The organism is Pseudoalteromonas sp. BSi20495 (genome assembly GCF_000241185.1).
Taxonomy (GTDB): domain Bacteria; phylum Pseudomonadota; class Gammaproteobacteria; order Enterobacterales; family Alteromonadaceae; genus Pseudoalteromonas; species Pseudoalteromonas fuliginea.
Map to the genome: position 1 here is coordinate 15,459 of NZ_BADY01000038.1, position 22,172 is coordinate 37,630.

Genomic DNA, 22,172 nt, shown 5'->3' on the forward strand with positions numbered 1-22,172 from the left:
AATGGCCTTATAATTTTTTGCTTTAGCTATTTTAGTATTTGTATTTACTAGAATGCTCGACCATCAGTATAGTATTTGTAGCTAAGATAATGATTTGCTATAGGGTAATAACACCACAAGGTAAGAGGCACACCCTTATCCTAGTTACAATTGGGCACAAGTATACATATACCTTAGTGCTAGGGGAAGTATTGCGCGGTGTATCACCTTATGCCGAGTTAGAACTCGGCATAAGGTACAATTGGAGTGCCAGGAAATTCAAGAGTGCCATATACAGGGTTGAAGTAGTATCGCATATACAATTGGCCAAAGTTAGGCTCGTAAAAGTCTGAACGATCTATTGCCAGGTAACCACCAAAAAACCAGTGTGGCGTTATTCTATATTCAAAGCTGCCCTCTAGGTTATAAGAGATACTTGAACTTGTGTCGCCCTCAAACGCTGGATTTGCTCCTGTTTCAAGCTGACTAATAAACGCTTCTGCTTGTAAGTCTGGATCGTTAGGGAAAAAGTCAATTGCTTGGGTTTTAGTTTGTGAATATGAAACGCCCGTTTTCAAACGATAAACAAAATCATTGCCCCAACGTGCGTCATAACTAAGCGGTACTGATAAACCAACATAATTTTGTGGACTATAGTAACCACCATGCCCCCAAGTTTCTTCACTTAAATTATATTGGTATGCCCAATGTAATAAGCTTGCTCCTACAGTGAATTCGCGTTCTTGATTGCTAATTACGCGATAATAACTGCCACCCATAATACGATATCGCTGATTGTCTTTTACATTTTGGCCCTTATATGAGGTAAAGTCAGCACTAGACCAAAATCCCCAATTACCACCTAAGTCGTGTGATATATTTGCAGTGAGGCCTGTAGAGCGTACGCCGCCCCATATTTTACCGGTGTTTATATCTTCAAGACCCGCATAAGAAAGTACTGAGCTGGTAACGGGACGCTTCTCTAATTCAAGGCTGTATCCAAAGTCGCCAATATCATCGGCGTAATTTACGCCCCAGACAATATCCTCAATTAAAAACCCTAAAGGGGTTGTACCTATATCTAAACGCCAGTTTTCATTCTGCCAGCCTAATCCAATATCTACGCCGCTTTCTTTTGGGCTTACTTCATCAAGAGAACACGTAAATATACATAAAGCACCTTGGCCATAACGGCTTCCCGCAAATTGCTCATCAAAACGTGTTGTTTGCGCACTAATTGTTGTCGGGTCTATTTTTACAAAGCCTTGACCTTGCCAAAGTGGGAAATAGGCTTCAATAGGCACTAAACCAGCCCCAAGGGTTGCTTCACTTTCAGTGCTTGTCTGGCCACTAAAGTTAACACCAATAGCGATGTAAGCTTGGTTTTTGTTTTGTTCATTAATAAGCTCACGCTTTGCGCCGTTTATATACCACTCATCGCTTTCATTTATTAGCGAAAGCGAGTTATACAGCTCTTTTTCAGTTAATGTGCGGTTAGGCGAGAGTGTTTGTGTGTACCAAAGTTGAGCTTGTTCTGTTTCATTGAAATTGCTGGCCACTTGGGCGCCCAAATAACGTAACTCTTTATCATTTGGCGATTTAGTAATGAGTTCTGTAGCTAAACCAAGTGCGTCACCTGAGTAATTAAAATCATTAAGAGATGCCATAATTTGACGCTGTAAATAGCTTTCCTGTGATGAAGTTTGCGTTATAGCTCGTTGTGTTACTTCTTTGGCTTGAAAATCATCACCTTGCTCTCTGTACGCTTTAGCAATCGCTAGTAAAGCTTGTGGCTCAATAATTTGCTTATTTTGCACTTTTTGCTGATATAAGATAATCGCTGCTTGGCGTTGTTCAAGCGCTAAATTTGCGTTAATTAATGCTGTGGTTATTGCTGCGTTATTTTTATATTTTTGGTCTAGTTGATTTAGTTTCGCAATTAAATCGCTGCCGCTGTAATACTGGTTAATATAGTTGTTTTGTAACTGTACATATTGATTAACATCATTTTCAGATGCATTTTCTGAAAGAGCATAACTGGTGAACCATTGTTTAGTTTGTTGCTCATTTCCTTGTTCTAATAGCCATTCGCCATAAAGCATATGCCAATAAGCAGAAAGTGTAGGTTGTGCCGTTAATGCTTTATTTATAAGTTTAACAGCGTATAGCTTTTCATTAATTCGATACCAATTACGTGCTAATTCGGCTTGCATTACGGGAGTTAAGTTTTGTGCTTCTAAGGCGCTTAAATGATAGATGGCTGTTGCTTTATTTTTAGCATCAAGATGGCGCTCGCTTTGAGTTAAAGATTCGTTAAGTTGAAGCTGTTGTTCTAACGTAACAATATCTGCATTTCTGGCTCTAAAGGGAATATATTGCAAGGTTGCAATAGCGCCTTGGTAGTCATCAATAGATCGTAGAAAAAGCGCGTGGCTATAGCGCAACTGAGGGTTTAAAGGGAACTGCCACAATACGTTATTAAACAACGTACGAGCTTTATCAGTAAGCCCTTTTTGTTGGTATATAAAAGCTAAGTCGTAATATAGCCAAGATTGCTCTGGTGCAATATCTATTGCCTCACGCAACACTTTTTCAGCCTGCTCTAAATCACCAGCTTGCGCTAGGGTATTTGCTTTTGCTCGATATTGGCTACTAAGCGATATTGAATAGGATTGCTTAATTTGCTCCTTTTGAGCAAATGTTAAACGGTTATAAAAAGACGTTAAAGCTTGTTCACTTTGTTCAAGTTCAGCTATTTCAAGCAAACCTAATAAGGCGCTGTTATTGAGAGGGTCATTCTTTAAAACAACTTGATAGGTTCGTTCTGCTTGAGAGTATTGCCCTTGAGCAAATTGTAACAAGCCTCTGTTATATAAAACTGCATTAGGGTTTTGCTCCAATGCATCAGCTAAGTCTAATTTTAGCTTTGCTATTTTAAATTCATTCTTATTAATTGCATCTTTGGCTTGGCGTATATAAAGCCAAAACTTTGCTGTTTTAGCTAATCCTTTTAAGGTTTCTCTTTGTGCAAAATCGGCGGTGTGCTGTTGCGCTCGTGTAAAGTACTCATAGGATTTTTGATTGTCACCTAAGCGTAAATAAAGAATACCCAGACTTCGCATTATTGCACCGTCTTGAGGTCGCCCACTTATCGCTTTTAACAGTAACGGTTCAGCCGCTTTTAATTTGTTTTTTTCAAGGAGTTTATCGCCTCTAACCCAGAGCTGATAGGCTGGATCTGCAATTAAGGTTTGACGTGCTGTTAAATCTTTTTTGAAATCCTGATACTGTAACTCACCTTTAGTACTAAACGGGTAAAGCATAAAGTAGGTTTGAAACTCTTTATCAGTGGCACCACTAATTGGCATGTTTGCTAGCGAACCGAGCCAAATCTCTTCTACTTCATTACTAAAGCTAGAAGTTGAGCCGTATTTACTTAGAATACGAATAGCGTGCTTGTCACTTGGGTTACGTCTGAGTAAATGCCTCGCGTAAGCAATCTCAACTTGGCCTATATTAGAGTAACTTTGCAATAATGTTTCGTAACCATTTTTAACACTTTGCCATTGAGAGCTGTCTTGCGCGTACCAGCTTAAATGTTCTAGTTCATAATTGAGTGTTGGGTATACATTATTAAATATTTTATTATAAATTTGACGTGCAGGTTCGTACCGACCTGCGCGAGCTAGTAATTTAGCTTCTTGAATAGCCGATTTATCTTTGCCTTCAATTCGAGACATGACTTTGAGTTTTTCAATGCAAGGGGGTTGCTCAACAAGTCCGTTATCTAACTTGCTTAGTAGTTGATTTGCGCCATCTAAATCACCGTTAACAAAGTTGTAATGCGCTTGAGCACACTGTGTTTCTATGCGGGTTGGAGCAATCGCGACCAGCTTTTTCAAGCTATCTTCAATAAGCCTTTTATTTTTTTGTGCTTCACCAATATTTATTTGGCTTAGTAACCACTCAACAGATCGCGTATCAATATCATTTACTGTTTTTGCGTTTAGCATTGGGCTCAGTATTAATACGCAGAGTAGGGCAACCTTTAGCTGCATTCAGTACTCCATTTAGGTTGTAATGTTCCATCCGCTGTAATTGCAAAACGTTTATTTAAAGTACTTGTACCAAATAAATTTAATACACTGTCGTAGTAACGAGTTTGAGTGAATGACTTATCAACCATTAATTTTTGCTGAATTGTCATCGCTAAGGAATCATCGTCTTGTATTGCAAGTAAAGGTAGTAGAGCTGCATTAAAGCCTAATGGGCCTCTTTTTTCTGATTTACCTGATTTCGAAAACGTATTTAATGGCACATAACCACGGTCATTAATTGTTTTTAAAAATGGATTAAATTGTGCTAACAATTCTTTTTTATAAGGTGCATCGTTTGCCATCATACTGGCCCATAAATAAACCCTAATAGCGTTGTAGCTTCCTACGTCACTTGTTTTTTTATCGTAATAAAAACCATTATTAGTGTCGTACATTACCCAGTCAGGGCTAACACCTTGTTTGGCCGTATCTAGAATTAACTTTGCTGAGCTTTCATGCAGTTGCTCCCAAGGAGAATGAGGATATAGTTTTTTAAATTGTTGATATATAAACAAAGGTGAGTAACTAGGGTTTAATTTATATTGTTCATCTTTAAATTCAAAGCCAGCTGGGGCCGGTAGTAATGACAAACCAAGACCAGAAATATAGGCTGTTTCTTCTCGTATTATACGCTGAGCTAGTACGGCCGCTAAAATACTATAACGACGGTCATCCCAGAGAATAGCAGCTTGTGATAAGCTATAAGCTATCCATAAATCAGAGTCAGAGGCAGGGTTTGAATCTAAAATTGCTCCTACATTTTTTTCATTTATACCCCATTGCCATGCTGGTAAACGGGTACTTAAATCACCTTCGGATAAATGATTTTCGGTCCAATCAAGTACTAAATCAAACATTGCTTTATCGTTTGCTATTACAGCAAAAAATAACGCGTAAGACTGACCTTCAGATGTTGTAATACTCTGCTTACTACCTAAATCAATAACACGACCATCTGGGCTTATAAAGTGGCTTTTAAATACTTGCCATGCTTGCCACGGTTGACACTGTTCTATCTGTGCTTTCGCATTAAAAGCAAATAATGCCACAGCAACGCAGAATACCTTTATAAGTGACTTCATTATTTATCTCCTTCAGCTAAACGCTTGTATGTAAGTGCTTGTAATAATCGCCATAGAATAAATGAGATCAGCAGTAGCGTTAAAATAGATAATAACGCTAATATAAATGGGTGATCTGATAAGTGAAACCAAATTAAGGTATGAACAGGGATCTGACCAACAAAATACTGTTTATCTGTTTTAATTGTTTCGATCCCTTGTGTTGTAATGATTGTTGCACTGCCCTTAATTTGTTCTCGACTTTGCGAGTTCATCAGTGCGTTATCTAATAGGCCAAACGCTTCATTTGTTGTTGCCGTTAACGATACTATAGAACGTTGCGAGCTAAAGGGGGACTGATAGCCTGTAATCACCGCCATATTGCCGCTACTCGTTACGTTTATTTGTATTTTTTCAGCTTTATTATCGTCATAAGCACCGTTATAAATAGCGAGTTTAATTGCACGTTGATTGTTGTTAAGTAAAATGTTTTTTGGTTCATCTTCTTTTAGCTTGTCACTGCGCTTACTTGGTTTGGTTATAAACAGTATGTCTTTATCGTTGTAGTTTATATCATCACTTAAATATTTTACTGTTAAACGGTGACCAGGGTAGCCTGTTATAGCGCCAAAATGACCGGTTAAATTAAAGAGCATTGAAAGTGCTTTAGGTGTTGGGTTTTCATTCACAATAACTAATGTTTGTTGTAAATCGGCGTATTTTGTAAACGGGAATCCACTATTAGCAAATACATTTAAATCTGGTAGTGCGATATAGTGATTAAAATTACTTACATCAATATGAGAGTTACCGTCTATAACACCGTATTCGCCGCCAAGAGGAGCACTAGGGCATGTTGCATTTTTTAGTACGTCAAATCGGAAATCAAAATTAAGCTCATTACGTTTGGCCAAGTTAATACCATTAAGCGAAAAGTTTTCAGTACTTTGAGTTGAATCTGTATTAGCAATTAACGGTAACAGTGTTTTTGTTGTACTTACAGTAGAGTCATTTTTTTCTAATAAAAAGCCACTAATAAACTCTTGGTTTATCAGCATATTCAGCCTAGAACTTAGTGTGTCATCTTCTGGCGTATTACGATATTGCAACGTTATCGGGATCCCTTTTTCACGCCACGTAAATAAATCAGGTGCAAAGCGAATATTCAACTTAACAGGACCGCTATTGAGCCCTGTAGTTTGTAACTGAGTTGGGTAGTCAATTAACTCATCAAAATGTACAGGGCGATCGCTTCTCAGCCATCGAGGTGCATCGTAAGCTTTGCGAAGTGGAATCTTATTCATGCCTTCAATACTTACACTTCGGCCAGTCATTACTTTATGGCCAAACACTAAACCGTTTACTGCGGTTTTTAAATCTTTTTCATCACGTCCTAATATAAGGAGTATTTTTTTATAACGGTGTATTGGATTGGAAATAATCTCGATTGTTGGTTTTTCTACATCAGGATAGTCGGCTAAAAAAGCAGGTTTAGATGCGTTTGTAATAAATACAACACTGTGTTGATTAGGTGATTGATTAAGTACAACAGGGAAGTTAGCGCCACGCCAATCAGCTTGAGCACCAAACCAGCTCGAAAGTGTTGCAGCGGCTTCTATTGCTTCTTTATTTGGTGTGTCGGAAAAAATAAACGGAAGAGTTAGTTTACTGTAATCTTTGCTATCAAAAAATGGTTCAGGTAAATACTCAATTTTACTATCAATAGCCAGTGAAGTTTGGTCGAGAGTTATATTACTTGATTTGTTTATTTCTACCCAAATAGCACGGCTAAAATAGTCTTGACATGACGTACTATAATAACCAACAAGCTCAAAGCGAATTTGATTGAAGTCTTGAATGTATTTTGCGTTGAGCGCTATATTATGTTCAGCGGTATTTTTAATAATATTTGAAGGTTCATTTATAGGTAAAACTGTCACCAAATTTTCATTAAAATACACTTTTAAATGCGATACGTTGGCAATTAATGAAGGGGAGTTTGTGTATGAGAAATTCAACATCAAATTTTTACTCAACTTATCAATGCGATTAGTGAAGTCGACATTTGAATCGTTATTTATAGCGTCTAGCTTATAATTATTAAAACCGAGAGCTTCAAAATCAAGACGTAAGCTAGTAACTTGAGCACTCTCAGGGTAGCCATTGTTGAATATGGTCTTATCACTCATGGGTTCAATAGCATTAGCTTGCCAAGCAATGTTCATGAGTAAAAATATAACGAGTGTACTAAGTAGCTTATTAATCATAATTATTTTGCACTATAGGTTTTTTTGGAATGAATGAGTTTATATACATAACTAAACGAGTTAACAGTTTAATAGTCGGTTGTAATGGCCTAGGCGCATGAAATAGTAAATTACTAAAGCCTCTTAAACTAGTCTTTTGTACTTCTTTGAAGCTGTATGACGGGCGATCATGCCTAAAGTTATTTTGCCAATCAAGCCAAGCATCTGCTCTAGAAAAAGTACACTGTATAAATGCACGTTGTTTTTCGAGCGACAAATCTTTAAGTGTCAGACCTATCTGTTTATTACGGGTATTACACACATGAGTTGTAAACGAAAATTGTTTGTCTCCTCGACTCATTAACAACTCAATTTTATCGTTTACTCTACATAGGTGGGCATGCTCTGTCTCAATACCGACACCATTATCTGAGTAATCAGTGATTCTAACTTTTAATGTGTGGCCATTCGCTAAGCGAATACCCGCTGGAAAGTTGGCTTTTATTCGGTGTGAGTGCCTTACTTGACGCGCTTCTGCTGCAACAGCAACAGCGGCTCCTAGAATAATCATGTTGTAGAGCGCCCAGCCCATACTAATCACTAACACACCTATTTGAGATGGGTCACCAAAGATCAAACGCAGTACGCCAAACACGATGCCCAGAAGGTTAATTGCTAACAGTATGAGATAGGGTTTCGAAATTCCCCAGTCGTAATGCTCTTCATCATTTAGCCCACCTTTTTCTGTTACATTAAACTTACCTTTATTAGGATTAAATAAGGCAACAGTGGTTGGTTTCAATATGTACCAAGCCAACACCGACTCATACACTTCGCCCCAAAATGAGTACCTGTATTTACCTTGAATACGTGAATTAGTCGCTTTAATTTGAATAAGCGTAGGTACTACATAAATAAAAATAGCTAAAAAAGGCGCATAAATAATATAGGCATTAAAGTAGATCAGTGCTAAAGGGGCTGTTAAAAATACAATACGAGGTATTCCCGATAAAAAATGTAACATTGCGTTTATATAGCACAAGCGTTGAGGAATACTTAACCCTTTGCCCATTAAAGGGTTATCAAGTCTGAAAATTTGCGCCATACCGCGTGCCCAACGAATTCGTTGCCCAATATGCGCCGATAAACTATCCGTAGCGAGTCCTGCGGCTTGTGGAATGTTGATATAAGCTGTTTTATAGCCTGCGCGTTGCATGCGCAGTGCTGTGTGAGCATCTTCGGTTACAGTTTCAAATGCAAAACCACCAATATTATCCAGCGCTTCTCGTTTTAATACCGCACAAGAACCACAAAAGAAAGTCGCATCCCACATGTCGTTACCGTCTTGAATAAGCCCGTAAAATAACATGTTTTCATTTGGGATTTGGCTGTGATTGTTAAGGTTTCTTTCGAACGGATCAGCAGAGAAAAAATGATGTGGTGTTTGCACTAAACAGACTTTACTGTCTTTTAAAAATTGGCCCATGGTTGTTTGCAAAAAAGAACGCGCGGGAACATGGTCACAGTCAAATATAGCAATGTACTCACCGTGGGTATAGCGCATAGCGCTGTTCATATTGCCAGCTTTGGCATGATTGTTATCCGGACGCGTTAAATACCCTACGCCAACTTCTTTTGCAAAATCGGCAAATTCAGGACGTTTACCATCATCGAGAATATACACATTTAACTTGTCCTCAGGCCAATCGATACTTAGCGCTGCTAATGTAGTTGGTTTTACAACACTCAATGGCTCATTGTAAGTTGGGATATACACATCAACCGTAGGCCATAAGTCAGTGTTTCTAGGTAATGGTATGGGCTTGCGTTCGAGTGGATTAATAGTTTGGAAAAAACCAAGTATTAAAACAAGCCAAGCATATGTTTCAGCAAGTAGTAGTCCGGCTCCTAAGGCTAAAGCAAGAGGATCATCCCAATTGAGTGTTTCAGTGTAACGCCACCATAAGTAACGTGAGGACGTTGTTACCGATAAAGTGATCATTACAATCGTTGCCATCTGGCCTTTTATTCGCTTAAGTGAATAGGCGACTAATAAAATGAAGCTTATAAAAATGGCTTGCGCTTCTAGACTGAAAGGAATAGTGATAAAAATCGTTAATAAAAACAATATGAATGCAATCACAATGTATTTTACATATTTATTTTGCCAAACACGCGCATCGGCAATAGAGTAAAAAGCACTTTGTTTAGGTTTTTTTTTGTCTTTTTGACAGTATACGCCTTAGTAACTTACCTAATTTTAAATCAAACCACCTAAACTGCCTAAAGAGACGATTCACTGAGTCATAGAAATGGTGTGATATTTTTTCTTTCGTCGCCCTTTTTTTTGTCGTTTTTTTAACGAACGTCAAAAAAACGCTTTGTAAAATAAAGCGTATTGAATTTGAATAAGGATGGTTTCTATACGGTTGTCTTAAATGCGGATAATTCACGCTTATCGATTCACGAATATTACGCTTATGAACGCTAATTTTTACAAATAGAGAACTTACTATAATCAGAAATGGCATCAGCAATGCTTCAATCGCATTCATTCTGTGTTGATTGAAGTAGCCGTGAAACTTAAACAGAATCAAACGGACTAATTTTTCGCTAAACAATAAACTCAGCACCAGTCGAAAGGTGTTTTGAAAAGGGTGTTTATGAAGTGCCTTAAATGAGATCATAATGCTGTTTTACTTACCAACCAGCCAGCCAGCGTTTCGAAATCGTCGTTAGCAATGCTATAAGGTGCACAGTTTAGTGCCACATTACGATAAGCCGTTGACTCTTTAATCACTTCGTCACTATTTATAAAAAAAGGTGCCATAAGTGGGAGTGTTGACTGCCAAAGTGAGAATAAATCGAATTCTAATTCAGAGGATGAATTGTATCGGTTAACTAAAAAAAAGTGATGCCACGAATTTTCTGTCTTTTTTAGTTTTTGCAAACGTCTATAAATAAGACTGTGGCATACCGCATCGCAATTGACTAACTCAATGACAATATCGTCTTTATGTAATGTGTAGTTACTGATATCTATATGACTTGGGCAATCGAAGAGTACCCAAGCGTTTTGAATATTGTCCAGTTTATTGCAATTATCAATCAGTTCGTTTAATGCGGTATTAGAAGGTGTTTTTTCGCCATGGGGTAAAAAAATGATGCCGTCACTATCTTGGTAAAAACATGTCAGGATATCGTTGAAATTTTCAGCGTCGCTCCAGCCTTGTGTATTTTTCCAAGGCAAACCAAAATGTAGCCCTAAATCACTTTTTGGGTCTAAATCAACCGCAATTACGTGTACATCGGATTTTTTCAGCACGCAGGCAAGATTAGCCACAATTGCGGTACAACCTGTACCACCTTTTATACCTTTTAAAAAAATTCTTTGCACGTGATGGGGTTACCTATAGTTTCAACGGCTAGTAATAGACGCAAGTTCGTTATCAATTTCTTTTAATAACGCATATTTATTTATAGTTTGCATGTTTTTTTGCGTATTCACTATTTCAATGTAATCTTCACTTTTACCGCCAAAGCGATGAGCTAAGTTTGCTATATCGTTAGATGTGAGTGTTTGAGGATTTTTTGAAATTAAGTTTTGCATTACTACCTGTATCAGTATGTTTTATTTTATAATATATGGACATTATTTGACTATTATATATAGAATAGCGGCTAAAACTAGTAAAAAAGTATTTTTTTGAAAGGTGTTTTGTGTGCATAAGTTTAACATTTTGGGATTAGACCCCGCAGCTGAAGAAATAAAACCTGCTGCAATTTATGCTGTTTTAGCGCCTTTAGACAATTTTTCTATTGAGTTTATATTGCATTCAATAAGCCCCAATGATGTGAAAGAAAATATTTTTATAGTCTCTTCTCAGATAGAGTCATTCTTTGAATCTTCTTGTTCGAATTTACTACTTGATGCGAGTGAGCAAGGCCGAGTGCATTCTTTTTCATTTACAAAAGAAATTAGTGAGTGGAATGCAAAACGCATAAATAAAGGGATTATTAAAGAGTTAAGTGCGTATGAAAATATAAAAAATGCTCTAATCGTTGTTCATTTTAGTACTCAGCAATTACGTGATACCACTGAACAGCAATTTGAAACGCTTATTGAGCATTATAAATCATTTTTAATTGATACAAATACTAGTCTTCTATTTTTAATCTCAGGTCCTGAAGTTGCTAATTATCGATTTTTAGTAAGGCGCTTAAATCAACTCTTTAGCGGCGTTGTGTTTGTCGATAATGATTCGGCTGCACGAGTACTTGAGTACGACTATTGGAGACACAGCACAGGGATATTATCAAATACTCACTATCAGTTAATTTTGCAAAATGATCGGTTAGTTGTAGAAGAAGGGAAAATAGAAACCCAAACACTTAGCAATAAACATTTTAATGATGAAGATGTTGTGTGGTTAGTACAAAACTCAGTACCAGATGGCACAAAGCTGCCTGCAAATTATCATGTTGTAAAAAGTAACAGCGATTTATTTGAAAAAGGTCCTCAGCTAGAAGCCGCAACATTAGTATTTTCGGTTACACGCTATACCGACTTATCTGAGTTGGGTAAACAATGTTTTGAATTGAGAAAAAATTGTGGTCGTTGGTTAAAACTCGTGATTCAAAATGTAGATGGGATTATCAGGCACCAAGACGAGTGCTTATTTTTAACGCTGGGTGTTAATCTTATTTTGTATAGCTTTTCCGAACCTTCTCGGTTGTTATCGCAAATTCAGTCGATCCAAGGCTTTCAATTTTCTCGACCATTGCCTCCATCTGTTGAGCATGTATTACGTTATACTGAAAACACGTTTTCAAAAGGTTACTTACCATTTATTGATTTTACTCGCCAAGTTGAAGTGCACAGTGACTCGGCGGTTAATTTAGGTGTCAGTGGGGTACTGGTTGTACTTGAGTTATTACCAAGAATAGATCCTATTCACCCACTTCATCTATTTCACATAAAACGTGAAGGTGATGTATTTAGTGTTGCTGAAAACAAAGTTTACTTGTATCTACATGCTTGTAGAGAAAATGATGTAATGAATGCGATTAAACATTTATTCAAATTAGAAACCAGTGATTTTTTTGCTCAACAGAGCATTATTTCGGACCACTTCTATATTCAGCAAGAATGTAAACAATTACGCCGATATTATAGAGATAAAGATGTGAGTGATTTTACAAATCAACTAAAAGAAAATGACAGTTACAAGTTCGATCCTGCTTTAGCAAAAAATCCCAGTATTGATATTGCTACGCCTGAATTTTTCACTCAGGAACGCCCTGATGCAAAAGCTTTTACAATGAAAGTTAAAGAGCTGTGATATGAGTATTAATCAACTTTTAATTACAGCATTAATCTCGGGGTTATTTGGTGTTTTATTGTGCCTAATTGGCTCTTACATAGTATCTAAATTAAAAAAATATTATTACAAAATGACATTTAAGCACGAAGTGCTAGAACCCTATACACCTAAAAATAAGGAACGTAAGTGAAATTGTCTGGTCTAGGGGTTTGGAATCTCTATTTTTTAGTTAAATTTGCCCTGTATTATTACGGTGTAATCGATTTTAGTTTTTTGAGCAATGCTGCGTTGGCCGCTTTGTTAGTAATACAATTTAAAAATGCGCGAGTTGAGAAGGTTAAACACATTATCGCACTGATTATAGCTTTGATTTTACTGTATAAAGATTCGTGGTTACCTCCCATTAATCGTTTAATTAAACAGGCTGGTAACGTTCAAGATTTTAGCTTTGATTATTTTATCGAACTAGTTGGGCGGGTAGTTAATGTCGATATGCTACTTGGCTTATTCATTATTGTTGTTTTATTTTGGTACAGCTCTCAATGGATTCGGTTTACTACAGTGACTATTATTGGCTTGGCGTTTATTGGCTGGCAAGGTCAAAGTAACTCATTAGATATTAATGAAAGCCCTACAGTGGTTAATAACAGTAGTATTGCAACTCAAAGTAAGGCGCCTGTTGTAACAACCCAATACCAATCGCCCGACCAAAAGCTTAGTGATTTTTATCAACAACAAAGCTTATTAACAAGTCACTTTCCAAAGGAATACAATGGCGAGTTGTTTGACGTTATTATTTTAAATATTTGTTCTATGGCAGTTGCTGACTTAAATTTTTTAGGTATTAGCGTTACAGACATGTATAAAGATTTTGATGTGGTGTTTCCTGATTTCAACTCAGCCACATCATATAGTGGTCCAGCAGCCATTCGATTATTAAGAGCAAGCTGTGGACAAACAAACCAAGCGTCTTTGTTCAAGGATGCGCCAGAACAGTGTTATTTATTTAAGAACTTAGAAAAACTAGGCTATCAAAACAACGTAGTGATGAATCACGATGGGCATTTTGATGAATTTAAAGGCCTAATAAATAGATATGGTGGCTTAGACAGCAAGCCATTTAATATTGATTCTATGCCTATTGCTCAGTATGGGTTTGATAATAGCCCTATTTATTCAGATGGTGCGGTTCTAAACGGCTGGCTTGACCAACAAGCTAAAGACTGTAAGCCTTGTGCAATGTACTACAATACCACGAGTTTACACGATGGTAATCAACTTGCTAATAGAGCCCGCATGAATAGCCAGCAAAGTTATCCTCTTAGGCATGCAAACTTATTTTCTGATATTAATGGCTTTATTAAAAACCTAGAAAAACGTGGTAGAAATGTAATGCTGATGGTAGTACCTGAGCATGGTGCTGCACTAAAAGGAGACAAAGTACAATTTGCTGGTTTGCGAGAAATACCAAGCCCAGCTATTGTATCAGTTCCAGTTGCAATTAAATTTATTGGCCCTGATGTGCAAAACTATTCCCAAATTGTAATTGATGATTCAATCAGTTATTTTTCATTGTCAGAATTAGTGAGTAAAACATTGAAAACTAATGTTTTTGGTGGGAAAAATAGTATAGCAAATTTGTTAGATAATTTACCGAAAGCTCCAAAAGTTGCTGAAAATGCAGATACTATAATGATGTATGTTAATCAACGACCATACATACAATTAGATGGCGGTGATTGGTCTGAATACCCACAAGGTGATTAATTTTTATTAAGAACTGCAATAGCAGTAGTGGCATATTTCATGGAGTAAATATGTTATTGCTGTTATTGCGTGAATAAATCCATGTATCTACTCATTTATTATAAACACTAGTATTGTCCAAAAATGTTTACAATAAACTACCTTCTCATAGCCACTTAGCGTATTATTCAATTAATATAGTTTTCCTTCCTTAGAGGATGTATGCGTTTAGATATTCATTGTGCTGACAGAATCGGTATCGCCCAAGAAATTCTCAATATTTTAGTTAATTACAGTGTTGATCTAAAAGGAATAGAGGTTGATTCAGTTAATTGTCGTATGTATGTAAGTTTCCCTGAAATTGAGTTTGAACAGTTCCAGAAAATAATGCCATCAATTCGTTTAATTGATGGTGTTCATGATGTACGTACAACCGCTTTTTTACCCTCTGAGCGTGAGCATAATGAGCTAAACACATTGCTTCGAGCATTGCCCGATGGTGTTATTTCTATTGATGCCAAGGGTTGGGTACGCTTATGTAACGATGCGGCTTGTAAAGACTTACAATTGAGCGAAAAAGAGGTTATTGGTGCAAATATCAATAATTTGTTGAAAGGCTTTAATTTTACTCGCTGGTTAGAAAGTAAAGAAGTATTAGGGCAAACCACCAGAGTGGAAGTCGCTGGTGAAGACTTTATAGCCGATATTTTACCTATTGCTGTGCCGCAAGGTGGTGAAGGTGATGTACTTGCCGGTGCTGTTATTAATATAAAATCACAAAGCCGATTAGGTCAACAAGTTAGTGCATTTAGACGTTACGGACAAGAAAGCTTTGCAACTATTCATAACTTTAGTACTGCTATGCGTCGTGTTGTTCGCGAAGCGCGTAAAATGTCTCAGTTAGAAGCACCAATACTAATTACGGGTGAAACAGGAACCGGTAAAGAGCTATTAGCACGGGCGTGTCATTACGCATCTAATCGCTCAGTGAAGCCTTTTATTGCTTTATCGTGTGCATCGTTACCAGACGATGTTGCTGAATCTGAGTTATTTGGCTACGCAGGCTATGAAGAAAATGCAGCACCTAAACGCGGCGTACTTGAGCAAGCCGATGGTGGGACTGTGTTTTTAGATGAAGTGGGCGAAATGTCGACTCAACTGCAAACTAAGTTATTGCGCTTCTTACAAGATGGCACATTTAGGAAAGTGGGTGATGAGAACGAAGTTAAAGTTAATGTTCGTATAGTCGCAGCTACTCAAAAAGACTTACCTGCTATGGTGCAAGAGGGCGTGTTCAGAGAGGATTTATACTATCGAATCAACGTATTAACATTAGATATTGCACCACTTAGAGATCGCAAAGCCGATGTTGGGCCACTCGCAGAGCATTTTATTCAAAAATATGCACAGCAAAATGGTCACGCGGTGCCACTGTTATCTCAAGAATGCTTAAGCTTTTTACAACAGTATCCTTGGCCTGGAAATGTACGCCAATTAGAAAATGCAATTTATCGTGCGGTATCTTTATTAGATGATAGTGAGTTACGAGTAGAGCATTTACAGTTACCTACGTTTACGCATGACTTAGGGTATTTAGAATCTGATTTTGAAGGTTCACTGGATCAAGCGGTAAAACGTTTTGAAGCAACATTATTACGCAAACTTTATCCAGCTTATCCAAGCTCACGACAGCTCGCTAAACGTTTAGGTCTTAGCCATACAGCAGTTGCAAATAAACTACGAGATTACGGTATTAACCGTAAAACAGTTAAAGTTTAAAATACGGCAATATTTAAAATAGGGCGCTAATTAATTTTTAGTGCCCATATTTTTTTTGACACCATCAATGGCAATCGTCTTTATACCATCTTCATCAAATTTCATAACAATACTGGCATTATTACGAGCAAAAAAGTAACTTCGGCCATCTAACTCAATAACATAATTCCCTTTCACTTGATCACTAAACTGTTGTTTTTTTAGAGTGATGGTGTGCTTGCCTATTGTCCAATCAAACGCTTCTATAAATCCATTATTAAATTCTTGAACCCATACTTGGCTGCCGTCTTTTGCAAGCGTGATGGCGACTGAGTAGGAACTAGGAATTTGATCCATTTCATAACTCTTTGAGCCAATAGTAAACTTCTTAAATTTTTGTTGCCAAGCAAAACCAAATTCAAACGATTTTTCTACCCCTGTAGAGTAAGTAATAGAGCCATTACCGGGGAAATTAAAATCGGCTAACGCGTGGTGGCTCACTGTTAAGAATATACTAGCAATAAGGATGTTTAATTTTGAATTCATAAGTAAATTTTTAGTTGTATTTATAACCTCAGATTAAAGCAGAATATTCGTCTTAGCAAGTGCCTGTGTTACACTCAGGTAAATTGAACTGGTAAGACCTTTGCTGTGAACTTATATATTCGACTTCTTTTATTATTTTTTAAAATTAAGCGTAATCATCAATATCAAGACTTACTTGATACAGTAGATATTGATTACAAAGCACTACCAACTGATTGCGATATAAATCTGCATTTAACAAACTCACGTTATTTAGCCATGATGGATTTGTCACGTACATGGATGACGGAACGAGTGGGTTTGCTTAAGCAAATTTTGAAACGCCGTTGGTTTCCTATTGTTAATGCTACCGCTATCACGTATATCCGTGATATTAAACCAATGCAACGCTACACTATTAGTACAAAACTAGTTGGTTGGGATCATAAGTATTTTTATATAGAACAAAAATTTCATTCAGCACGAGGCTTACATGCTATTGCTTATGTACGCGGTGTGTTTAAAAGTAAAAAAGGCATTGTAAGTATCGAAGAAATGCTTGAAGTCGCTAGTTTTAAAGGTAAAACACCGATACTACCGAGTGAAGTTATGCATTGGAAAGAAATGCTTGAACAGAAAAAAGCAAATAACTTACCCAAATGATTAGTTAATTAAAATAAAAAAGGCCTTTCGGCCTTTTGCACACACATGCATTAAAGCATTTTTAAAAATTATACCTAACCCCAAACATGGCGACTACTGGGTCCAGTTCAACGGTTGAAGTGAGAGCTTTTGCGCCATTAGCATATACTGTTGCATCAGTATCAATATCCATAATTGATACCATTGCATGTAAACCCCATTTTTCATCAATTTTATAATTAGCACCTACTTGTGCTACAAATCCAAATGAGTCGTCTAACTTTACTTCTACATCATTTGTACCAAGCGTTGTTTTAAGCGCTTGCGACGGTTGCTCATCAAAGAATGTTGTATAATTAACTCCAATACCAACAAATGGTCTTAATGCATAACTTGTATCTAAAAAGTGATACTGAGCAATAAGTGAAGGGGGGAGTTGTTTTATATTCGCGATTTTATTACCCGCTAGCCCACCAGTACCATTAACATCATGCGAAAATGGCGTTGCTGCAATAAGCTCTAGCACCCATTGGTCGTTAAATGCGTAGTCAAGCGTAATACCTAGTTGCGTATCAGAATCACCTTTTAGACCTAAAGTCGGTGCTTCGTTAATTTTTGAGTTGCTGTTATCAGGGTTAATGTTAATAGCCCCCACATTTACGCTAAAATTGGCGTGTGCAGCAGGAGAAAGTGCTAATAAAGAAGTCAGTAATGCAATACTAATAGTGGTTTTCATGTTGTTCTCCAAGAACTACTTTTTGATTGACGCTATTATTGCAGTTTTAAAATGTTCAAAACCTGTCCTAGATCAAAGTTTCAAAAATGTTTGAACGTTGTGAAGTGTTTTATTGATTTAGATTAATTTTGATGTTGATTAGCGACAGAGATACTTGACTCTTGATTTCTTAAATAACTAAAAGCGCTGTTCTGAATGTGTTTAGTGCGTGCAAGTTCAGGTTTTTAGGTAGCAAAAGTTATAAATCCCTCTTAACCAGAATCGAGAAAACGACGTCTCTTTTTTTCATGATTAGGCTCTGCCTTACCTGATTGCCACACAGTTTGCTGTAAATTTAACCTCAAAAGTTAAACATCTTATAATAATAAAATATAAAAAATAGTCACAGCTGTGTATTAATACTGACATCGCTTAGTCATAAATTCAGGCTTTAATAATAACTCAATATTTTCGTGAGTCTCTTAACTAAAGTTAGGGCTAAGCAATAAAGGGCGTTTGATATGGCTATCGCTATTTTTGATAAAGCAATCAGTGAAAGAGAATTCCAACGCGACGTTGTTGCATATTTACAAACGCTTATTCGATTTGAATCTGTTACACCTAATCAGGCTGGAGCAATTGATTGGCTTACTAGAGAATTGAGTGACTTGGGATTACAGTGTGAGCATTTTAATGTAAACGGCGTGAGTAATTTAATCGCTTCAATTAGTTTTGGAACCGGACCATGCGTCGCCTTTTCAGGGCATATAGATGTAGTACCAGCAGCAACAGGGCAATGGTTAAGTCCACCTTTTGCAGGGAATATTGTATGTGATTCAGTGTATGGTCGAGGCGCTGCAGATATGAAAGGTGGTGTGGCTGCAATGCTTAGTGCAACAAATAATCTGATTAATAATAGTGAGAATAAGCAAGGAACATTGTATTGGCTTATTACATCTGATGAAGAAGGCGAGGCTGAATTTGGCTCTCAAGTAATCGTTAATAAACTGGCCGAGCAAGGTGTTGTACTTGATGGCTGTATTGTTGGAGAGCCAACCGGCCATATGTGCGTAGGTGACACTATCAAGAATGGGCGAAGAGGTGCACTCTCTGCTCGTATTAAGGTAACAGGTAAGGCTGGGCACGTGGCTTATCCTGATAATACGATCAATGCAGCTTTTATAGCTGCTAAAATAGTTAATTACTTGAGTGAACAAACGTGGCAACTTGATGAACAAAGCTCAAAAACCACATTGCAAGTAACGGGTATTAATATTGATAACGTTATTGATAATCTTGTGCCAGCTTATTGTGAGGTTACTTTTAACGTGCGTTATAGTCATGCATATAGCAGCGAGGCAATTAAAGCGTTATTGACACAATCGCTTAGTGAGTTTGCCCATTACTTTACAATAGAGTGGGAGCGTCCGTGTGAGCCATATTATACAGCAGACACTCATGACTGGAGTTTACTTTCTCATGTTGAGCAGGCTATTTACAAGCAAACAGGCTGTTATCCACTGCTCAGTACCAGCGGTGGAACATCCGATGGGCGTTTTTTTGCAAATAACCACACTCAAGTTATAGAGTGCGGTGTGCGTAATAATACGATACATCAAGTAAACGAACATGTACCTATAAGTGATTTAGTAAAAATAGAAGAAATTTATAGCTCTTTGCTCGAGCAGGTTTTTTTAAATAGCTAGGGCGTGTTGATCTTTGTGGATTGAAATTTGTTCAATCTAGGGTCGATTAATCGCGGCGCGAGGTTTGTAACCTAGCGGGCTCGGTAACTGCTCCTGCGCTACCCTAGTGGCTTACATCCGTGTAAGAATAAGTAAAAACCGAGCAACAAAGAGTTAATTGTCCCTAGAAAGAACCCTTTAGCCTGAACTCTACTTGAGATAGATTTATCCAGAGTTCAGGTTATTTAATCGGCCACGTCTATGCAATGCCGTTACTGTGCATAAATAGGCAATGAGATAACATGAATGCCAAACACATGTTGTAATAAATTTTTCTAGTTTTTGCACTAGTTATTATTTTTTTAAGTAACGTTTTGCTTTGTTCTCTTTTACGCTTTCCAGGTCGACTAAAACCAAGCCGTCTATACAATTGTTAAAGTCGGGATCAATACTAAAACTTAAAAACTGTACGCCACCGGGCATACAGAGCTCAGTGTATTGTTTAAATAACGTGGGGACTTGCGCTCCCATATTGGCTAGTACGTGCTTAAGCTCTACAAAATCTTCTTTCACATTGTTGCCACTGAACACTGTTTGGCATTGTGTTAGTTGTTGATCGCTTAGTCTAAATTCATTGTTAGGCATTGCTAGTTGCACATTGTTTTTGTAGTAATGTTGATAATAATAAACAAGCATGGCTTTTGCCTGCTCTGGTAGGGTATTAGGTACGGTTACAGCGCCAAATAAGTAACGGTATTGTGGGTAGTTTTTAATAAAGGCGCCGATACCATACCAAAGATAGTCTAAGCTTTTACGTCCCCAATACTTTGGTTGTACAAAGCTGCGACCAAGCTCAATACCTTGGTGTAAGTAGGGGTCCATAGCCTCTGTATAGGAAAATAAGCTATCGGTGTAGAGCCCTTTTCGTCCGTGTTTTTTTATTATATCTTGCGCACAAGCTAATCGGTATGCACCAACGAGTTCTAATTGAGTAGGATCCCATAATACAAGATGTTGATAATCCATATCATATTTATCTATATCTCGACGCTTACCGCTGCCTTCTCCCACTGCTCTAAATGCAATTTCCCTTAATCGACCTAGCTCTCTAAACACCGCAGAGCTACCGGTATATTGATAAAGGTGAATATGCATATCGTCGATTGTTTTACCCAGCAACTGGCATTGATCAATCGCTTTTTTTAGCTCTTTTCTGCATTCAGGTATAGCAAGAGGCATTTGTGTTTTTAGTGGTAACGGCTTTTTAGACGTTAGCCTATAAAGCTGCTTACGAATAAGGTTTACAACTTCTTTATCTTTTAGATTTTCTATCAAATAAGACTCAGGCGGAATTGAAGCTCCAATTTCAAACTCCAATGACTTTTGACGTTGCTTAAACATTTCTTTGACCAGTAGCAAACTCGCTAGAGGCTTATAAATCATTGATGTGCCATAAAATAAAGGGCTGTTTTTAGCTTTTATAAAAACAGGTAAAATGGGGCAGTTGGCTTTTTTTGCCATACGTAAAAAACCGCTATTCCACTTGCAATCTTTTATGCCTGTGGGGCTCAAACGAGAGACTTCACCGGCAGGGAATATAAGCAGTGCACCTTCGTTTTTTAAGTGTTGGTGGATATTATTGAGTTCTTGTTTTTTACTTGTTCCAGATAAGTTATCAACGGGTAGTAACAGTTCATGCATGGGGGTAACCGACATCAGCATACGGTTAGCTACAACCTTTAAATCTTGTCTAACAGTTGAGAGTACTTTAATAAGTGCAAGTGCATCCAAAGAGCCGATAGGGTGGTTTGCAACAATAACCAGCTTACCTTCATTGGGGATATGTTCAATTTGTTTAGGTTTGTAGCGTGTATCAAAATCAAGCTCATCTAATACCTGTTCAACAAACTCTAAACCTTGCAAGTGAGGGTAAGCATCACCAAAGGCAACAAACTCCTGTTCATGTAACAGATACCCCAGCCCTTTTTTTACAAGGCCTTTTACTTTTGGTGATTTTTCTAATTGTGGTAAATTTGCTGCAATCACTTTATCAATACTAATCATATAAACCTCTTTCACGCATTGGCATGTTTACCATTTACTTAGAATAAAAAAAGGGTGTGACAGTTACTTTGCAGTTGTGTGACTTTTTAAAGTGCGAATTGAGCCAAGGCATGTTTATCTTTTGAGGTTAAACATCCGCAGCCCGTAGGACTCTGCCTAGGGGCAATTTACTCTTGTTGCTCGGTTTTTATACCAATCAGCTTATATATGGGGTCTATTTAACGTTAAGAAAATTACGCTAGGACTAGGCAAAATTTTTTGTATCTAGTTGTTCTAAATAAAAATTTTTAACGACGTTATAGTGCAATTTAATTCGTTAAATTGATCAAA

General features: G+C 37.3%; 14 protein-coding genes. 5 read left to right on the forward strand and 9 right to left on the reverse strand.

The window, feature by feature from the left end; genetic code table 11:
- Window positions 1-218: 218 nt before the first annotated feature.
- The 6 genes from P20495_RS14975 to bcsR form a co-directional block, all read right to left on the reverse strand.
- Window positions 219-4,037, reverse strand: a complete 3,819-nt coding sequence (locus tag P20495_RS14975) for a cellulose synthase subunit BcsC-related outer membrane protein (RefSeq protein WP_008134703.1) — start codon at window positions 4,035-4,037, stop codon at window positions 219-221.
- The gene (gene bcsZ / locus P20495_RS14970) at window positions 4,028-5,158 is read right to left on the reverse strand and encodes a cellulose synthase complex periplasmic endoglucanase BcsZ (protein ID WP_008134706.1); all 1,131 of its coding nucleotides are present in this window, start codon (window positions 5,156-5,158) and stop codon (window positions 4,028-4,030) included. The genes P20495_RS14975 and bcsZ overlap by 10 nt, the downstream gene beginning before the upstream one ends.
- Window positions 5,158-7,404 carry a cellulose biosynthesis cyclic di-GMP-binding regulatory protein BcsB gene (bcsB, locus tag P20495_RS14965; protein ID WP_008134707.1) on the reverse strand — a complete coding sequence of 749 codons (2,247 nt, stop codon included), beginning with the start codon at window positions 7,402-7,404 and terminating at the stop codon, window positions 5,158-5,160. The genes bcsZ and bcsB overlap by 1 nt, the downstream gene beginning before the upstream one ends.
- Window positions 7,397-9,526, reverse strand: a complete 2,130-nt coding sequence (gene bcsA / locus P20495_RS14960; RefSeq protein WP_242401463.1) for a UDP-forming cellulose synthase catalytic subunit — start codon at window positions 9,524-9,526, stop codon at window positions 7,397-7,399. Before bcsA ends, bcsB begins: the two co-directional genes overlap by 8 nt.
- A 540-nt stretch (window positions 9,527-10,066) precedes the next feature.
- A complete protein-coding gene (gene bcsQ, locus P20495_RS14955) occupies window positions 10,067-10,780 on the reverse strand; it encodes a cellulose biosynthesis protein BcsQ (protein WP_007376901.1) in 714 nt (237 codons plus the stop codon).
- A gap of 21 nt (window positions 10,781-10,801) precedes the next feature.
- Window positions 10,802-10,993, reverse strand: a complete 192-nt coding sequence (gene bcsR / locus P20495_RS14950) for a BcsR/BcsP family cellulose biosynthesis protein (RefSeq protein ID WP_007376902.1) — start codon at window positions 10,991-10,993, stop codon at window positions 10,802-10,804.
- A 112-nt stretch (window positions 10,994-11,105) separates the two neighbouring features.
- Between bcsR and bcsE the strand changes: the two genes are divergently transcribed.
- The 3 genes from bcsE (at window position 11,106) to tyrR (ending at window position 16,232) form a co-directional block, all read left to right on the forward strand.
- Window positions 11,106-12,725, forward strand: coding sequence for a cellulose biosynthesis protein BcsE (gene bcsE / locus P20495_RS14945; RefSeq protein ID WP_008134709.1), 1,620 nt, complete (start codon window positions 11,106-11,108; stop codon window positions 12,723-12,725).
- A gap of 168 nt (window positions 12,726-12,893) precedes the next feature.
- Window positions 12,894-14,474 (forward strand): cellulose biosynthesis protein BcsG, encoded by a 1,581-nt coding sequence (gene bcsG / locus P20495_RS14940; protein ID WP_033015289.1) that lies wholly within the window; start codon window positions 12,894-12,896, stop codon window positions 14,472-14,474.
- Between the two features lie 201 nt (window positions 14,475-14,675).
- Window positions 14,676-16,232 (forward strand): transcriptional regulator TyrR, encoded by a 1,557-nt coding sequence (gene tyrR / locus P20495_RS14935; protein WP_007376906.1) that lies wholly within the window; start codon window positions 14,676-14,678, stop codon window positions 16,230-16,232.
- Window positions 16,233-16,262: 30 nt separating this feature from the next.
- Here the strand turns inward: tyrR and P20495_RS14930 are convergent, their stop codons facing one another.
- Window positions 16,263-16,757: a hypothetical protein gene (locus P20495_RS14930; protein ID WP_008134718.1), complete on the reverse strand. Its 495-nt coding sequence runs from the start codon at window positions 16,755-16,757 to the stop codon at window positions 16,263-16,265.
- 105 nt (window positions 16,758-16,862) lie between these two features.
- Between P20495_RS14930 and P20495_RS14925 the strand changes: the two genes are divergently transcribed.
- A complete protein-coding gene (locus P20495_RS14925; RefSeq protein WP_007376908.1) occupies window positions 16,863-17,399 on the forward strand; it encodes a thioesterase family protein in 537 nt (178 codons plus the stop codon).
- Between the two features lie 61 nt (window positions 17,400-17,460).
- On the opposite strand, the gene P20495_RS14920 is transcribed toward P20495_RS14925, so the two are convergent.
- Window positions 17,461-18,114: an OmpW family protein gene (locus tag P20495_RS14920; RefSeq protein ID WP_008134719.1), complete on the reverse strand. Its 654-nt coding sequence runs from the start codon at window positions 18,112-18,114 to the stop codon at window positions 17,461-17,463.
- Window positions 18,115-18,614: 500 nt separating this feature from the next.
- Between P20495_RS14920 and dapE the strand changes: the two genes are divergently transcribed.
- Window positions 18,615-19,799, forward strand: a complete 1,185-nt coding sequence (gene dapE / locus P20495_RS14915; RefSeq protein ID WP_008134720.1) for a succinyl-diaminopimelate desuccinylase — start codon at window positions 18,615-18,617, stop codon at window positions 19,797-19,799.
- Window positions 19,800-20,132: 333 nt separating this feature from the next.
- On the opposite strand, the gene P20495_RS14910 is transcribed toward dapE, so the two are convergent.
- Window positions 20,133-21,842, reverse strand: coding sequence for a lysophospholipid acyltransferase family protein (locus tag P20495_RS14910; protein ID WP_008134721.1), 1,710 nt, complete (start codon window positions 21,840-21,842; stop codon window positions 20,133-20,135).
- Window positions 21,843-22,172 lie beyond the last annotated feature (330 nt).